Origin of the sequence: Bradyrhizobium sp. 172 (assembly GCF_023101065.1) — a bacterium.
Lineage (GTDB): Bacteria > Pseudomonadota > Alphaproteobacteria > Rhizobiales > Xanthobacteraceae > Bradyrhizobium > Bradyrhizobium canariense_D.
The window spans coordinates 5,538,347-5,552,508 of record NZ_CP064701.1; the positions used below are offsets into that span (position 1 = coordinate 5,538,347).

The window sequence follows — 14,162 nt, forward strand, 5'->3', positions numbered from 1 at the left end:
TCGCGGGCCTTGTCGCCTTTGGGGGCGGTCAAGTCAATCCGTCAAGTCAATCCCGTCAACTCAATCCTTCGGCCGCTTGTCGTAGAGCCGCTTCGCCTTGCCGAGCGAGCGTTCCAGCGTCGCAGGCGCAACCACCCGCACGTTGGAACTGATCCCGATCGTGTTCTTGATATGGGTTGAGATCCGATCGGCATGGTCGAGGAGACCCCGGCCATCCCAACTCTCCGGCCGCGCCTCGGCAATGATGGTCAACTCGTCCATGCGTCCTTCCCGAGTCAATTCCAGAATGAAATGCCCGCCGCACCAGTCGGTGGCGAGCAGAACCTCCTCGATCTGGGTCGGGAACAGGTTGACGCCGCGCAGGATGATCATGTCGTCCGAGCGCCCCGTGACCTTCTCCATCCGCCGCATGCCCGGCCGCGCCGTGCCCGGCAGAAGCCGCGTCAGGTCGCGGGTGCGATAGCGGATCACCGGAAAGGCTTCCTTGGTGAGCGATGTAAACACCAGTTCGCCCTTCTCCCCGTCGGGCAGCACCGCACCGGTGTCGGGATCGATCACTTCGGGATAGAAATGATCCTCCCAGATATGCAGGCCGTCCTTGGTCTCGATGCATTCCTGCGCGACGCCGGGGCCGATCACCTCGGAGAGACCGTAGATGTCGGTCGCATCCATGTCGAAGGCATCTTCGATCTCGCCGCGCATCGCATTGGTCCACGGCTCCGCGCCGAAGATGCCGACCTTGAGCGAGCATTGGCGCGGATCGAGCTTCTGACGCTTGAACTCGTCGAGGATCGCCAGCATATAGCTCGGCGTCACCGTAATGATGTCGGGCCGAAAATCGTTGATGAGCTGCACCTGCCGCTCGGTCATGCCCCCGGAGATCGGCACCACAGTGCAGCCGAGTTTTTCGGCGCCGTAGTGCACGCCAAGCCCGCCTGTGAAAAGACCGTAGCCATAAGCATTGTGGATGATCATGCCGGTGCGGCCGCCCGCGGCGCGGATCGAGCGTGCCATCACGTCCGACCAGGTGTCGATGTCGCGTTGCGTATAGCCCACCACGATCGGCTTGCCCGTCGTGCCGGAGGACGCATGCACGCGCACCAGTTTCTCACGGGGCACGGCAAACATGTTGAAGGGATAATTGTCGCGCAGGTCCGTTTTTACGGTGAACGGAAATTTCGCAAGCTCCGAGAGCTCGCGAAAGTCGGACGGGTGCACGCCGGCCGCGTCGAAGGCCTTGCGATAGTGCGCGACGTTGTCGTAAGCGTGCTTCAGCGACCAGGCCAGCCGCTGCACCTGGAGTGCCATGATCTCGTCGCGCGATGCACGCTCGTGCGCATCCAGCTCGGCCTTATAGGTGTTGCCACCTTCCTTGAGCCTCGTCAGAGCCATCCTCGTTTCCCCGTATCATTGCTTTTCTTTATTGATCCTGCGCCGGCAGCCAGTTTCCGGGCATGACCCGCGAATGCCCGCGGAATTCGGCGATGACTGTATCGCCGGCGGTGACGCGCACGTCATAGATGCCGGAGCGGCCGCCACGCGTGACCTCGCGGGCCTTTGCGACGAGGCGATCGCCGAGCTTGCCTGGCTTGATGAAGGTGATCTGGCCCTGCGCCGCCACGACGCGGTCGTTGTGCGAGTTGCACGCGAAAGCGAAGGCGGAATCGGCCAGCGTGAAGATGAAGCCGCCATGGACGATGCGCTGACCGTTGACCATATCCGGCCGCACATTCATCGCCAGCGTCGCGAACCCCGGGCCGATCTCGACGATCTCCATGCCGAGTCCTTTGGAGGCATCGTCCTCCGCCCACATCGCATCGGCGCAGGCGCGGGCAATATCCTCGGGCGACAAGGCGGCTTTGACGTTCACGCGCTTCTCCCGTCCGATTGTTTGGACACGATGTTCTGCTGCCTGGCTAAAACTGTCAAACGTGGTCGTAGTCGACCACGACCCGCTCCGACGATGGCTTGGCCTGACAGGTCAGGACAAAGCCGGCCTTCAGCTCCCAGGGTTCCAGCGAGTAGTTGATGTCCATCGGCGCCTCGCCCTCCACCAGTTTGGCACGGCAGGTCGAGCACATGCCGCCCTTACAGGCGAAGGGCAGATCGACACCGGCGCGTAGCGCGGCATCGAGGATCGCCTCGTCCTCTGCCACCGGCACGTCGCGGCGCTTGCCGTCGATGATCAGCGACGCGATCGCTTTCGGCGGCGCGTCCGGCGCAACGATCTTCTTCGGCCGCGGCTTGCCACCGAACTCCGAGACAAACCGCTCGACATGGATACGCTCCTCCGCGATGCCGAGATCGCGACAGGTCGCCTCGATGTCCTCGCTCATGCCGGACGGACCGCAGATGAAGACGTGATCGACGCTTTCCGCCGGTACCAGCGAGCGCAGCAGCACCCTCACCTTGTCGCCGTCGAGCCGGCCGTGCAGGATCGGAATGTCCTGTTCCTCGCCCGAGATGACGTGGAAGATCGAGAGGCGGTCGATGAAGCGATCCTTGAGCTCTTCGAGCGCCTCGAGGAACATGATGTTGTCGGTCGTGCGATTGCCGTAGAACAGGAAGAAGCGGCTGTCGGCTTCGCGCGCGAGGACGCCCTTGACGATCGACAGGATCGGCGTGATGCCGGACCCAGCGGCAAAGCCGACATGGATGCGGCCGCCGCCGGCCGGCGGGATCACGCCGAAGCGTCCCGTGGGCGTCATCACGTCCAGCGCGTCGCCACACTTCAAATCGTCCGCTGCCCAGCTCGAAAACGCGCCTCCATCAACCTTCTTGACGGCGATCCGTATCTCGCCGTCGTCGGGGCCGGAGCAGATCGAATAGGAGCGGCGCACTTCCTCGCCATCCAGCATGGTGCGGAGTGTGAGGTATTGACCGGGCGTGAAAGCGTAGTCGGTCGCAAGCTCCGTCGGGATGGCGAATGTCAGCGATATGGCGTCCGACGCCTCGCGGCGGAGGTCGTTGACGGCCAGGCGATGAAAGCGTGGTGCGACTGCTGACATGGTCAATGACACTTGAAATAATCGAAGGGTTCGCGGCACGCCCTGCAGCGCCAGAGTGCCTTGCAGGAGGTGGAGCCGAATTCGGACAGCAGCTCGGTATTCGCCGAGCCGCATTGCGGGCACACAACGGCTTGCTCGCCGAACAGCGCGCGGCGTGAATTCGAGGCCTGCGGCGGTGCGATGCCGTAGGCATGAAGCTTCCGGCGGCCCTCTTCGCTCATCCAGTCGGTGGTCCAGGCCGGCGACAGCACGGTGCGGACCTTTGGACTGCGGAAACCGGCGCGCTCCAGCGCGACCTCGATTTCCAGCGCGATCATGTTCATGGCCGGACAGCCCGAATAGGTCGGGGTGATCGCGACCTCGACCTGATCGCCGTCGAGGACGACATCACGAAGCACGCCGAGATCGGCGATGGTCAAAACCGGGATTTCGGGATCGACCACGCTCGCCGCGGCATCCCAGGCCCGTCGGCGCAGGTCGCTATGGGGCTCCAGCACCGTCACCATGTCTGCCCCGGGAAGGTACGCTGTATCGATTGCAGCTCTGAGAGGAGATGGCCGAGATGCTCGCTGTGCCGGCCCACGCGGCCGCCCTGCTGCATCCAGTCGTTCTGCGGCAGCTTGAGCGTTGCTTCGCCGATCACATCCGAAAGTGTCGTCAGCCAACGACCCCGCAAGGTGCCTGGGTCTACGGCGATACCGGCATGGATCAAGGCGTGCTCGCCGTCGTCGACGGCAAACATCTCGCCGGTGAAAGCCCAGAGATGATCGATCGCAGCCTGCGCGCGGGCATGGCTCTCGTCGGTGCCGTCGCCGAGCCGGATCATCCACTCCGAGGAATGCCGCAAATGATAGGCACTCTCCTTCTCCGACTTCGCGGCAATCGCAGCGAGCGTCGTATCGCGCGAGGTCATCATGGCGCGCCAGTAGAGATCGGCGAAGGCGGAATAGAAGAACTGCCGCACCAGCGTCTGGGCAAAGTCGCCGTTCGGCTGCTCGAGGAGCAGCAGATTGCGATACTGCCTGACATCGCGAAGGTAGGCGAGCTTGTCTTCGTCGTTGTCCTTGCCTTCGGCTTTGGCTGCGTAGGTGTAGAGCTCGCGGGCCTGGCCGATGAGGTCGAGCGCGATGTTGGAGAGCGCCATGTCCTCTTCCATCATCGGCGCATGCCCGCACCATTCCGACAGGCGGTGGCCGAGGATCAGCGCGTCGTCGGCGCGGCGTAATGCGTAGAGCACCAGCGGTGTTTCGGAGACCTCGATGTTCGCCATCACATGTGTCCTACTTCCTCAGGCACCTCGTAAAACGTCGGGTGGCGGTAGATCTTTGATTCCGCCGGCTCGAACATCATGCCCTTCTCGGCGGGATCGCTTGCGGTGATCGCCGTCGACGGCACGACCCAGATCGAAAGGCCCTCACCGCGACGCGTGTAGATATCGCGGGCGGCTTGCAAGGCCATCGTGGCGTCGCTCGCATGCAGCGAGCCGACATGCTTGTGCGCGAGCCCGTTGCGGCTGCGAATGAAGACTTCCCACAGCGGCGTGTTCGGCGTGGCCATCGCGATCTCCCTACTCTGCCGCTTGTGCAGTTCGACGCTGCGCGCGCTTTGCGGCATTGCTAGCTGCCGCCTCGCGCACCCAGGCGCCCTCATCGTGCGCCTTGCGGCGTGCCGCGATGCGATCCCGGTTGCATGGGCCGTTGCCGGCGAGCACCTGCTTGAACTCGGTCCAGTCGATCTCGCTGTAGCGCCAGTGCCCGTCGGCGTCCTGAATCATGCCGGGATCGGGAATGGTCAGGCCGAGATATTGCGCCTGCGGCACGGTGGCGTCGACGAACTTCTGCCGCAGCTCGTCATTGGAGAAGCGCTTGATCTTCCACTTCGTCGAGGTGTCGCTGTGCTGGCTGGTGGCATCGGGCGGGCCGAACATCATCAGCACCGGCCACCACCACCTATTCAAGGCATCCTGCGCCATCGCCTTCTGCTCGTCCGAGCCACGGCACAGCGTCAGCATGATCTCGTAGCCCTGGCGCTGGTGGAACGACTCCTCCTTGCAGACGCGGATCATCGCGCGGGCATAGGGACCGTAGGAGCAGCGGCACAGCGGTATCTGGTTCATGATCGCGGCGCCATCGACCAGCCAGCCGATGGTGCCGATGTCGGCCCAGGTCAGCGTCGGATAATTGAAGATCGAGGAATATTTTGCCTTGCCCGCGAGCATGGCGTCGACCAGCTCTTCGCGCGAAGTGCCGAGCGTCTCGGCCGCGGCATAGAGGTAAAGCCCGTGGCCGCACTCGTCCTGCACCTTGGCGAGCAGCGCGGCCTTGCGGCGCAAGGACGGCGCGCGCGTGATCCAGTTGCCTTCGGGCAGCATGCCGACGATTTCGGAATGAGCGTGCTGGGAGATCTGGCGGGTCAGCGTCTTGCGATAAGCCGCAGGCATCCAGTCGTTCGGCTCGATGCGCTCCTCGGCATCGATGCGCGTCTGGAACTGCGCAGCCTTGGCCGCATCCTCGAGGCCGCGATCATCGGTCTCGGCCGTGTTCAGCGCCTGGGTATACATGCGCATCCTCCCATTTTATTGAGAGGCAATATATAACAAGAATAAGATCACGCAAGATATTTCTGTAACGTAACAATCAAGTCTCGAATCTCCTCTCCAGGAGTTTCCGCGCCAGCGGCAATGGCCCCTTTTCATTGGTCCCATGACCATCAAGCCATTGTTCCGATGGGACAAGCAGCGCGCGATAGATGTCGCCGCACAACGCACGGGCGGCCTTGCCTGGCCAGTTCGCCGGAAGCAGGCTTTCGGGCAGCAGCGGATCGCGCAGCACGACTCGGCGATAATGGTGGATCAGGAGGATGCGCGCCGTGAAGGCGTCGGCCTCGGACAAGTCGCTGCCGCGCGCGATCGCGGCGCGCAGCGGCTCGAACGTCTTCATGAACTTGAGATAGGCGTCCGCGGTGCGATCCAGCGGCCAGCTCGCACTGAGCAGCCGGCGACCACTGTCATCCTCGGCCGAGACCTCCAGACGGATGGCGCCCGCGGCCTCGCCGGGCACTGGCACGCCTGACGGGGCGACCCACACGCCCGGCAGCGGGCTGCCGAAGCCGGCATTGCGGAGCGCCTCGCGCGAGGCATCGCGATCCTCGCCATTGCCGATCAGAAGCAGCTCGAAGCGCCCGGTCCAGTCGGATGGCGGCGGATCGTAGATATGCCGCGTCGCGGCCTCGAATATCTGGCGGCCCTTGTCGGCCAAGCGGTAAAAACTATTGCGGCCGACCTTTTCGCGCGTCAGCCAGCCATCGGCAGCAAGCCGCGACATCGCGGTACGCACCACGCCGCTGTCGATGTCCAGGGTCTCGAAGAATTCCAGCAGCGTGCCGAGCCATACCGAACCGCCACGCGGCACGATGGCATCACCGAATACCGTGATGACGATAGAGCCGGTGCGCGACGGCTCGCGCTTGAGCTGATCGATGATGCGGGACAACGGATGCGCCATGCGCGAGGCATAGCGCGTTTGGTGCGGGCACGACAATGGACGGGTGCGACGCTCTTCTCCCTTGCCCCGTTCTTACGGAGAGAGGCAAAGAATTACCGATGCGGATCGGGATAGACCACGCTGCGCCAGCCGCTGCGGTCGAAGGGCCGCCAGCTGCCTTCCTTCTGCGCAAGGCGATCAGCCACCGCGAAGACGGCGGCGGGATGATGGCCCATGCCGCAATGGCTGCTCTCGATCTCGATGCTCTCGGTCTGCGCGCCCGTCTTCTCCATGCAGCCCTGCCAGGCGCAGACGCCGTCGGTGCGGCTGAAGATCGCCGTGGTCGGCACCGGCGGCGGAACGGCGAGATCGCCGCCGAACTGCGGGTCGACCTCGTTGGACTTCCGGCCGCTCGCCCATTCATAGACTCGCCAGGCATTGGTCGAATGCGGATCGCCGGCAAAGGGGCTGCCGAGCGTGATCACCTGGCGTACGCGGTCGGGCATCATCTTGGCGAGTTGGCGCGCATAGAGACCGCCGAGGCTCCAGCCGACCAGGCTGATCTTGCGGCCGTGCCTGTCGCTGAGCTCCTGAACCAGATCCACCATCGCGTGCTGCACGCCCTCGCGCAGGCCATAGTTGCGGCCCTGGCGCCAGCCGCTCACCGCATAGCCCTTGCCGGACAGAAAGGTGCGCAGTGCACGCGTGGACCCGTCGGAGGCCACGAGGCCCGGCAGAACCAGCACCGGATGCCCATCGCCGCGCGGCGCGAGGCTGAGCAGCGGCAGCGCGCCGAGGAAGGCGCCGAACTCGTGGATCGCTCGCCCTTCCAGGAACATCAGGGTGCGAGACGGCGGGCTCAGCGTCTGGGCAGTAGCGGTCATCCATGGTCCCCTTGGGAAAATTGCTGAAAAGGCCACCGGTTGTTTGCCGGCAAATGGGTATGGGATTCCAACACGCCGGCTTCTTGATCGTTCCGCAACGCAACATGAATCAGCTAGGCAGCGGGTTCCCGACATTCAAGCGGGAGACACCCCGGGCCACAATAGGCCCGCGCGTTAATGCTGACGTCCGTGACGCAAAAGTCACAACAATCGAAGCAGGAATTCTACGGAGTAAAGCGCAAGACCCGCCAGCCCGCCGATCAGCGAGCCGTTGAAGCGGATGTATTGCAGGTCGCGGCCAATGTTGATTTCGATCAGCGAAATCAGCTGCGCCATATCCCACGATTTGACCTGGTCGGAGATGAAGGTCGAGACGCCGCTCTTCTGGTCCGCGACGAAACTGCGCAGCACCGCGACCAGCCCCTTGTTGATCTCGCCGCGCAGCTCGGCATCGCCCGCAAGCGCTTCGCCCGCCGCGACACACATGCCCGCGAGATGATGCTGCAGCACCTGCGTCTCGCCGCTTGCACTACGTTCGATGAAGGACCGCGTATTGGCCCAGACGGTGCGGGCGAGATCGGCAAGCTCGGGACGCGCGAGCAGATCGCGCTTCAAGCCGTCGATGCGGTCGATATAGGCCTGGTCGGTGCCGAGCCGGTCGACGAAGCTCAGCACCATGCGATCGAACTCGCCGCGAAAAGGATGTTTGGGATCGCTGCGCACTTCATTGAAGAACGCGGTGGCGGAGGCCACGATCTTGTTCACCAGAAACTTGTCGGCGCGATAGAGCCTGAGCAAGGTTGGCAATTCCGCGCGCACCTTCTCGCGGATGATCGCCATCGTCTCGGTCTGGTTCAGCGTCTCGTGCATCACGCGCAGAAGATCGTCGAACAGGATCTGGTGCCGCCCTTCCGCGACGAAGCCGCGCAACGTGCCGGCCGCGAGCGGCGCCAGATCGACGGCCTGGAGCTGCGAGGACATGCGGCGGATGATGAAGGTCATCAGACCGGAGCTCTCGGTCGCGGAGACAGCCTCCGGCAGCAGGCGCAGCGCAAAGCGCGCGAGGTCATCGCTGCGCTTGCGATCGCGCAGCCAGTCGGCGACGAAGGAGCCGAAATCGATCTCCTTCAGCTTGGCCTCGACGGGAGCGGCCTCGAGGAAATGCACCTGGATGAACTCGCCGAGCTTGTCGGCGATACGGGCCTGGTTGCTCTGGATGATCGCGGTGTGTGGGATCGGCAGGCCGAGTGGACGCTTGAACAGCGCGACCACCGCATACCAGTCGGCGAGCCCGCCGATGGTCGCGGCTTCGGCGAAGGCCGCGATGAATCCGAACACGGGATGTACGGGCAGCAGCCATTTCGCAACGACGAACAGGACAAGCGTCGAGCCCAGCACCAGCGTCGCCAGCGCTTTCACGCGGCGCAATTCGGCTGCGCGTTCGGCGTCGCCGGGAGTGTCGAAAGAGAAGGCGCCTGATGGAGTCATCACAGCATCACCCTATCCGTCATTGCGAACGAAGCGAAGCAATCCAGAGTCTTTCCAAGGAGGCAGACTGGATTGCTTCGCTTCGCTCGCAATGACGGCTACGGCGGAATAACAAAAGGCCCGCCGAAGCGGGCCTCAAATTCAGTTTTTACTCAGGGGGCCGTATCAGGCGGTCTTGTTGTAGACCTTGGCAAAATTGTCCTGAGCGGACTTCGCACCGTTAGCGGCGAGCTTGCCGAAATAGTCGGTGGTCGCCTTGGCGCGCGAGACGAACGCTTCGCCGCGGGCGCGGAGCAGGCCGGACTGGATCTCGACAGCTTCGCTGAACGACTTGGCGGACGCGAGCTTGTCGATGCCCGCGAAGAATGCCTCGGCGTCCTCGTAGATCGCCTGCTGGATGTTGCGGCTGATCTTGCCGGCTTCGGTGACGGTCTCGGTCACCGCGTTTTCGACGGCGGCGGTCACGCGCTCAGAGCCAGCGAACACCTCGGCAGCACGGTCCTTGGCAGTGTTGGCGGACTTCTTGACGAACTCGCGGGCGGCCTCGGGAACTTCCAGGTTCTGGATGTTCTTGAACGCGTCCTTGAAGCCTTCGAAAGCGGTGTTGGTTTCGGTGGTCATTGGGGGTCTCTCCATCCTCATTGGTTGAGCTATGGGCTCACCCCGTCCGGTTTTGGCCCGGGGCACGGCTTATATGTCATAGTTAATTGTGCGATGCAATATCCATATTGCAGTGCGATATCACGAAACCGTGAATAGCCATGTTGAGAGGCATCTGGCGCCTCCCTGACCATCCGGGTTCCCGAACACCGTCCAGCGGTTCTCAATGCTGGACGGCGCCAAGCAGCCCATAGGCCTCCATCTGGGCCTGGACCTGCGCGATGTTGTGCCCGAGCACCACGATATCGTGGGTCTTGCCGTCGACGTCGCGAACATGGTCGCGCAGCAGTGCCTCGGCCTTGAAGCCAAGGCTCTCGAACAGCGTGATCGCCGCCTGCTGATCGACCGTCATTTGGACCGAGAGCTTCTCGAGGCCGGCCCCGAGCGCGAGGGCGAAGGTCTCCTGCGACAGCGTCCTTCCCACCCCCTTCCCGCGCACGTCGAGCGAAACCACCATTCGGATCTCGCCGACATGAGGCGACCAGGAGTGCGGATCGCGCACCAGCGTGCCGCAGCCGACGACCGTGCCGTCCCTGACCGCGAGCAGGCTCGTGATCGCGCCGCGCGCGATCTCCTTGACCCAGGCGGAGAGCACCTTCGGCTCACTGATGTTGCGCGGCAGGAACAACAGGTCGTGGGTCGGCAGGCCCTTGCCGAAGGCGAGCACCGCGGCTTCGTCCGCCGGGGACATCAGGCGGATCTCGATATCGCCCGCGTCCGTCTTCACATGGCGCGGATAGGAACGCTGCTCACTCATGTCGATCTCTTCCCCAGCCAGGAATCCAGTTTCGGCCACAGCCGCTTCACCGCATTGGCGCCGGCGACCAGCGAGACGTGACCGCCCTTCAGCATCACCTCCTCCTTGTCCTCCGATCCGATCTTGGCGATCAGGTGCTTTGCCGCCTCATACGGCACGATGTGGTCATGCTCGGCGACCGCATGCAGGAACGGCACCTTGATGTCCTCGAGCTTCGCCGCACGGCCGCCGACCGACATGGTGTCGTTGAACAGCTTGTTGTCCCACATCAGGTCCTTGGTGATGGTGCGGAAATATTCGCCGGCCAGCGGCAGCGTGTCGGTCGCCCAGCGGTCGAACATCCGGTAGGATTTGACGAACTCGTCGTTCCAGATGTTTTCCCAGAGCTGGATCTGGCTGACGGTGCGGGAGGCCGGGCGCAGCATCTCGAACGACGACAGGATCATCTCGGGCGGCACGTTGCCGACGCTGTCGACGAGGCGATCGACGTCGAAATAGCGACGGTCGGAGAAGTTCGAGAACAGCTTCATCTCGCGAAAGTCGATCGGCGTGGTGAAGCAGATCAAATTCTTCATCGGCCCATCCTTGTGGATCGAGCCGTAGAGCAGCGACAGCACGCCGCCGAAGCAATAGCCGATGACGGAGACGTCCTGTTCGCCGGAATCCTGCTGCACGCGGCGGATGCAGTCCGGGATGAAGTCGAGGACATAATCCTCCATGCGGAGGCTCTTCTCCTCCGGCCGTGGCGCGCTCCAGTCGAGCATGTAGACGTCGTAGCCGCGCTTCAACAGGAACTCGATGAAACTCTGGCCGGGCACGAGGTCGAGAATGTAACCGCGATTGGTGGTCGCCATCACGATCAAAATCGGAATTCGATAGATCTCGTCGGACATCGGTCGATAGTGGTAGAGGCTCATCGTGCCGCGTGAATGCAGCACGTCCTTCGGCGTCGACCCGAGCGTGGGGCCGGACGTCGAGAAATATTCGACGCCCTTGATGCTTCTCTGGATGGCGCGTTGCACCTCGGACTGGATGCGCTCCGGGATCCCTGCGAAGTCTAATCCGGCGGGTGCATTCATGTCTTCTCTCCGCCTTCAGACGGCGGGCGCTTGGTGCGCGGCGGGCGCAATGCAGTATCGGAGCCCTGAGAAATTCCGGAACTTGCCGCCATCTGGCTCAGCATCGACTTGATCTCACCGATCTGTCCTTCGATGGACTGTAGCCGTTCCGCAAGGCCGGTGACCTGGTCCCGGCTCGGCAGATTCATGGAGACCAGATATTTCTCCATGAGGTCGCCGAGCTGCTTCTGAGCACCTGCAGCAACGCCGCCGGCCCGGTTCACGGCTTGCGAAAACTCGGGCGACGACATGGCCTGATTGGCGAAGGAGTTGAACCCCTTCTCCATCTCGCCAACCATCTTCTGCCACATGGCAATGGGGTCGTTGCTTTTGTCGGTCATCGGCGTCCTCCTGAAAGCGAGAGCTTCGATGCCCTTCCTTTTTCGCCATACCACACCGTTGCGCGGTGCCGGTCAACCGGCAAGCAGCGGGTCCGGTGTCGCGGACGCGGCTTCATTGCGAGGGGAAACCGTGCGATACAGCATTAATCAAAAGCCGAGGGAACGCACCCGTGAACGCCTATCATCCGCCGCAAACCGTCCACGCCAACGGCATCGACATCTGTTACGAGACTTTCGGCAACGACAGTGCCGAGCCGCTGCTTCTGATCATGGGGTTAGGCGCCCAGATGATCCACTGGGACGATGCGTTCTGTGAGCAGCTCGCCGCGCACGGCTTTCGCGTCATCCGGTTCGACAATCGGGACATCGGCAAGTCGAGCCATCTCACAGGCGGCAAGCGTCTGACGCCGCTCGAGCTGTTGAAGCTCCGGTTTCTCAGGATTCCTGTGGCCGCAACCTACAAGCTGATCGACATGGCAAAAGACACTGTCGGGCTGATGGATGCGCTCGGCGTCAAGTCGGCGCACCTGGTCGGGGCGTCCATGGGCGGCATGATTGCGCAGGAAGTGACGTTGTCGTTTCCCGAGCGGGTGGCGCTCGCTCACCTCGATCATGTCGACGACCGGCAATCCGCGCCTGCCGCCCCCGACACGCGAGGCCGCCGCGATGCTGATGGCGCCGCCGCCGCGCAGCAAGGAGGAGTTCATCGTCCGCTACGGCCAGACCTGGAACGTGTTGCGGGCCGGGTCCTTCCCGGAGGAAGAGGCGCTCGATCCCGGTCGTGCCGAGCGCGTGTTCGCGCGCGGGCTCAATCCGGCCGGTGTCGGCCGGCAGCTCCGCGCGGTGCTCGCCTCGGGTAGCCGCAAGGAGCGGCTGCATGGCGTCAAGACGCCGACACTCGTCATCCACGGCACCGTCGATCCGCTGGTCCGCCCCGAGGGCGGCAGGGACACGGCAGAGTCAATTCCGGGGGCCAAGCTGCTGATGATCGACGGCATGGGCCACGCGCTGCCGATGCGGTTCTGGCCGGACATCATCGACGCCATCGCCAAGCACGCCCATGGCGCGGAGGTGCAGGCGGCGTAGATTGACCGACGCAGACAGTCTCCTCACGGTGACCATGTGAGCTGCCGGTTACTCTCTTAACGCGTGCCGGTGCGAAAGCTATACAGGCCTCCTTCAATCGCTGAGAACCTCAATCGCCAACAAAGAGGCCGCGGCCTCTCGGAGTTCACATGCATCTCATCGTCCGGTCGGCCGCAATCGTCGCTGCTTCAGTCCTCACGCTGTCCCTCGCCAGCGGCGCCGCGATGGCGGGTGGCGCGCAAGAAGAAGCCAATCGCAAAACTGTCCTTGCGTTCTACGAGAAGGGGCTCAACCAAAAGGACGCCGATGCAGCCCTCGCCTATGTCGGCGACCGCTACGTCCAGCACAATCCAAACGCGGCCGATGGTCCGGACGGATTCCGAAAGTTCATTGGCTTCCTGCGCGAGAAATTCCCGAACTCGCACAGCGAGATCAAGCGCAGCTTCGTGGATGGCGACTACGTCATCCTGCACGTTCACGCGGTTCGCGAGCCCGGCAGCAGGGGCAATGCGATCGTCGACATCTTCAAGCTGGAGAACGGCAAGGTTGTCGAACACTGGGACGTCGTGCAACCGATCCCGGAAAATCCGGCGAACAACAACACGATGTTCTGACGGATCGAACCGGTTGCTGGGCAGGCGGCCTAGCTCTTCCTCGCCAGCCAGATCACGTGACGTGCGCCACCGCCTCTTCCGGTGGCGCGGATATTGACTTCGTTGACTTCGAATCCGGCGCTCCCGAGCCGCTTTGTGAAGGCCGGGTTGGGCCCCGAGGACCAGACCGCGAGCACGCCGCCCGTCCGCAGCGCCGTCTTCGCCGCCTTCAACCCACTCGCATTGTAGAGCGCATCATTGCCCTTCCGGGTCAGCCCTTCCGGCCCGTTATCGACGTCGAGGAGGATGGCATCGAATGCCGACCGCTGCGCCCGGATGATTTCGCCAACGTCGGTTTCCCGGATGCTCACCCTGACGTCATCGAGACTGTCACCGAACACCTGCGCCATCGGACCCCGCGCCCAGGCGACCACCGCCGGCACGAGCTCGGAGACAACGATCTTCGCCTTGCTTCCGAGCACGGTCAGCGCCGCACGCAGCGTAAAACCCATGCCCAGGCCCCCGATGAGGACGACAGGTTTTGCGACCGTCTCGATCTGCTTCGCCGCGAGCGTGGCGAGCGCGGCCTCCGAGCCCGACAGGCGGTTGTTCATCAGCTCGTTGGTGCCGAGCTTGATTGAGAACTCCTTGCCTCGCCGCATCAGGCGAAGCTCTTCATCGGAGCCGGGGATTTTGGCGGTATCGATCTTTTCCCAGGGAATCATGCGAGAGCTTTAGCACGTCC

General features: G+C 63.3%; 16 protein-coding genes and 1 pseudogene. 2 read left to right on the forward strand and 15 right to left on the reverse strand.

The window, feature by feature from the left end:
- Positions 1 to 60 precede the first annotated feature (60 nt).
- The 14 genes from paaK to IVB07_RS26740 form a co-directional block, all read right to left on the reverse strand.
- On the reverse strand, positions 61 to 1,392 hold the full coding sequence (gene paaK, locus IVB07_RS26675; protein WP_247363479.1) for a phenylacetate--CoA ligase PaaK: 1,332 nt from the start codon (positions 1,390 to 1,392) through the stop codon (positions 61 to 63).
- A gap of 28 nt (positions 1,393 to 1,420) precedes the next feature.
- The gene (gene paaI / locus IVB07_RS26680; RefSeq protein ID WP_247363480.1) at positions 1,421 to 1,870 is read right to left on the reverse strand and encodes a hydroxyphenylacetyl-CoA thioesterase PaaI; all 450 of its coding nucleotides are present in this window, start codon (positions 1,868 to 1,870) and stop codon (positions 1,421 to 1,423) included.
- 55 nt (positions 1,871 to 1,925) lie between these two features.
- Positions 1,926 to 3,008, reverse strand: coding sequence for a 1,2-phenylacetyl-CoA epoxidase subunit PaaE (gene paaE, locus IVB07_RS26685; protein WP_085352162.1), 1,083 nt, complete (start codon positions 3,006 to 3,008; stop codon positions 1,926 to 1,928).
- A gap of 2 nt (positions 3,009 to 3,010) precedes the next feature.
- Positions 3,011 to 3,514 (reverse strand): 1,2-phenylacetyl-CoA epoxidase subunit PaaD, encoded by a 504-nt coding sequence (paaD, locus tag IVB07_RS26690; RefSeq protein WP_018457018.1) that lies wholly within the window; start codon positions 3,512 to 3,514, stop codon positions 3,011 to 3,013.
- Positions 3,508 to 4,278 (reverse strand): 1,2-phenylacetyl-CoA epoxidase subunit PaaC, encoded by a 771-nt coding sequence (gene paaC / locus IVB07_RS26695; RefSeq protein ID WP_085352161.1) that lies wholly within the window; start codon positions 4,276 to 4,278, stop codon positions 3,508 to 3,510. The genes paaD and paaC overlap by 7 nt, the downstream gene beginning before the upstream one ends.
- Positions 4,278 to 4,565: a 1,2-phenylacetyl-CoA epoxidase subunit PaaB gene (gene paaB / locus IVB07_RS26700; RefSeq protein ID WP_008136594.1), complete on the reverse strand. Its 288-nt coding sequence runs from the start codon at positions 4,563 to 4,565 to the stop codon at positions 4,278 to 4,280. The genes paaC and paaB overlap by 1 nt, the downstream gene beginning before the upstream one ends.
- 10 nt (positions 4,566 to 4,575) lie before the next feature.
- Positions 4,576 to 5,568 carry a 1,2-phenylacetyl-CoA epoxidase subunit PaaA gene (gene paaA, locus IVB07_RS26705; protein WP_166520826.1) on the reverse strand — a complete coding sequence of 331 codons (993 nt, stop codon included), beginning with the start codon at positions 5,566 to 5,568 and terminating at the stop codon, positions 4,576 to 4,578.
- Between the two features lie 76 nt (positions 5,569 to 5,644).
- A complete protein-coding gene (paaX, locus tag IVB07_RS26710; RefSeq protein ID WP_247363481.1) occupies positions 5,645 to 6,511 on the reverse strand; it encodes a phenylacetic acid degradation operon negative regulatory protein PaaX in 867 nt (288 codons plus the stop codon).
- Between the two features lie 92 nt (positions 6,512 to 6,603).
- Positions 6,604 to 7,374, reverse strand: a complete 771-nt coding sequence (locus tag IVB07_RS26715; RefSeq protein ID WP_018457022.1) for an alpha/beta hydrolase — start codon at positions 7,372 to 7,374, stop codon at positions 6,604 to 6,606.
- A 201-nt stretch (positions 7,375 to 7,575) separates the two neighbouring features.
- A complete protein-coding gene (locus IVB07_RS26720) occupies positions 7,576 to 8,862 on the reverse strand; it encodes a DUF445 domain-containing protein (RefSeq protein ID WP_018457023.1) in 1,287 nt (428 codons plus the stop codon).
- A 165-nt stretch (positions 8,863 to 9,027) separates the two neighbouring features.
- Complete coding sequence (locus tag IVB07_RS26725; protein WP_204510614.1) at positions 9,028 to 9,483, reverse strand: phasin; 456 nt, start codon at positions 9,481 to 9,483, stop codon at positions 9,028 to 9,030.
- A 202-nt stretch (positions 9,484 to 9,685) separates the two neighbouring features.
- The gene (locus IVB07_RS26730) at positions 9,686 to 10,279 is read right to left on the reverse strand and encodes a GNAT family N-acetyltransferase (protein WP_166517674.1); all 594 of its coding nucleotides are present in this window, start codon (positions 10,277 to 10,279) and stop codon (positions 9,686 to 9,688) included.
- Positions 10,276 to 11,358 (reverse strand): alpha/beta fold hydrolase, encoded by a 1,083-nt coding sequence (locus tag IVB07_RS26735; RefSeq protein ID WP_026233284.1) that lies wholly within the window; start codon positions 11,356 to 11,358, stop codon positions 10,276 to 10,278. Before IVB07_RS26735 ends, IVB07_RS26730 begins: the two co-directional genes overlap by 4 nt.
- Complete coding sequence (locus tag IVB07_RS26740; RefSeq protein WP_018457027.1) at positions 11,355 to 11,738, reverse strand: hypothetical protein; 384 nt, start codon at positions 11,736 to 11,738, stop codon at positions 11,355 to 11,357. Before IVB07_RS26740 ends, IVB07_RS26735 begins: the two co-directional genes overlap by 4 nt.
- Before the next feature lie 170 nt (positions 11,739 to 11,908).
- On the opposite strand from IVB07_RS26740, the pseudogene IVB07_RS26745 reads away from it, so the two are divergent.
- A pseudogene (locus tag IVB07_RS26745) lies at positions 11,909 to 12,824 on the forward strand (alpha/beta hydrolase).
- A 149-nt stretch (positions 12,825 to 12,973) separates the two neighbouring features.
- Positions 12,974 to 13,438 (forward strand): nuclear transport factor 2 family protein, encoded by a 465-nt coding sequence (locus IVB07_RS26750; RefSeq protein ID WP_204510611.1) that lies wholly within the window; start codon positions 12,974 to 12,976, stop codon positions 13,436 to 13,438.
- Positions 13,439 to 13,467: 29 nt separating this feature from the next.
- Here IVB07_RS26750 and IVB07_RS26755 read toward each other — a convergent pair whose 3' ends face one another.
- Positions 13,468 to 14,142, reverse strand: a complete 675-nt coding sequence (locus IVB07_RS26755) for a spermidine synthase (protein WP_204510610.1) — start codon at positions 14,140 to 14,142, stop codon at positions 13,468 to 13,470.
- Positions 14,143 to 14,162: the final 20 nt, after the last annotated feature.

Coding starts and splice junctions, on each gene's coding strand:
- paaK (WP_247363479.1), bottom strand. CDS start 1,392: ATGGCTCTGACGAGGCTCAAGGAAGGTGGCAACACCTATAAGGCCGAG.
- paaE (WP_085352162.1), bottom strand. CDS start 3,008: ATGTCAGCAGTCGCACCACGCTTTCATCGCCTGGCCGTCAACGACCTC.
- paaD (WP_018457018.1), bottom strand. CDS start 3,514: ATGGTGACGGTGCTGGAGCCCCATAGCGACCTGCGCCGACGGGCCTGG.
- paaC (WP_085352161.1), bottom strand. CDS start 4,278: ATGGCGAACATCGAGGTCTCCGAAACACCGCTGGTGCTCTACGCATTA.
- paaB (WP_008136594.1), bottom strand. CDS start 4,565: ATGGCCACGCCGAACACGCCGCTGTGGGAAGTCTTCATTCGCAGCCGC.
- paaA (WP_166520826.1), bottom strand. CDS start 5,568: ATGTATACCCAGGCGCTGAACACGGCCGAGACCGATGATCGCGGCCTC.
- paaX (WP_247363481.1), bottom strand. CDS start 6,511: ATGGCGCATCCGTTGTCCCGCATCATCGATCAGCTCAAGCGCGAGCCG.
- IVB07_RS26715 (WP_018457022.1), bottom strand. CDS start 7,374: ATGACCGCTACTGCCCAGACGCTGAGCCCGCCGTCTCGCACCCTGATG.
- IVB07_RS26720 (WP_018457023.1), bottom strand. CDS start 8,862: ATGACTCCATCAGGCGCCTTCTCTTTCGACACTCCCGGCGACGCCGAA.
- IVB07_RS26725 (WP_204510614.1), bottom strand. CDS start 9,483: ATGACCACCGAAACCAACACCGCTTTCGAAGGCTTCAAGGACGCGTTC.
- IVB07_RS26730 (WP_166517674.1), bottom strand. CDS start 10,279: ATGAGTGAGCAGCGTTCCTATCCGCGCCATGTGAAGACGGACGCGGGC.
- IVB07_RS26735 (WP_026233284.1), bottom strand. CDS start 11,358: ATGAATGCACCCGCCGGATTAGACTTCGCAGGGATCCCGGAGCGCATC.
- IVB07_RS26740 (WP_018457027.1), bottom strand. CDS start 11,738: ATGACCGACAAAAGCAACGACCCCATTGCCATGTGGCAGAAGATGGTT.
- IVB07_RS26750 (WP_204510611.1), top strand. CDS start 12,974: ATGCATCTCATCGTCCGGTCGGCCGCAATCGTCGCTGCTTCAGTCCTC.
- IVB07_RS26755 (WP_204510610.1), bottom strand. CDS start 14,142: ATGATTCCCTGGGAAAAGATCGATACCGCCAAAATCCCCGGCTCCGAT.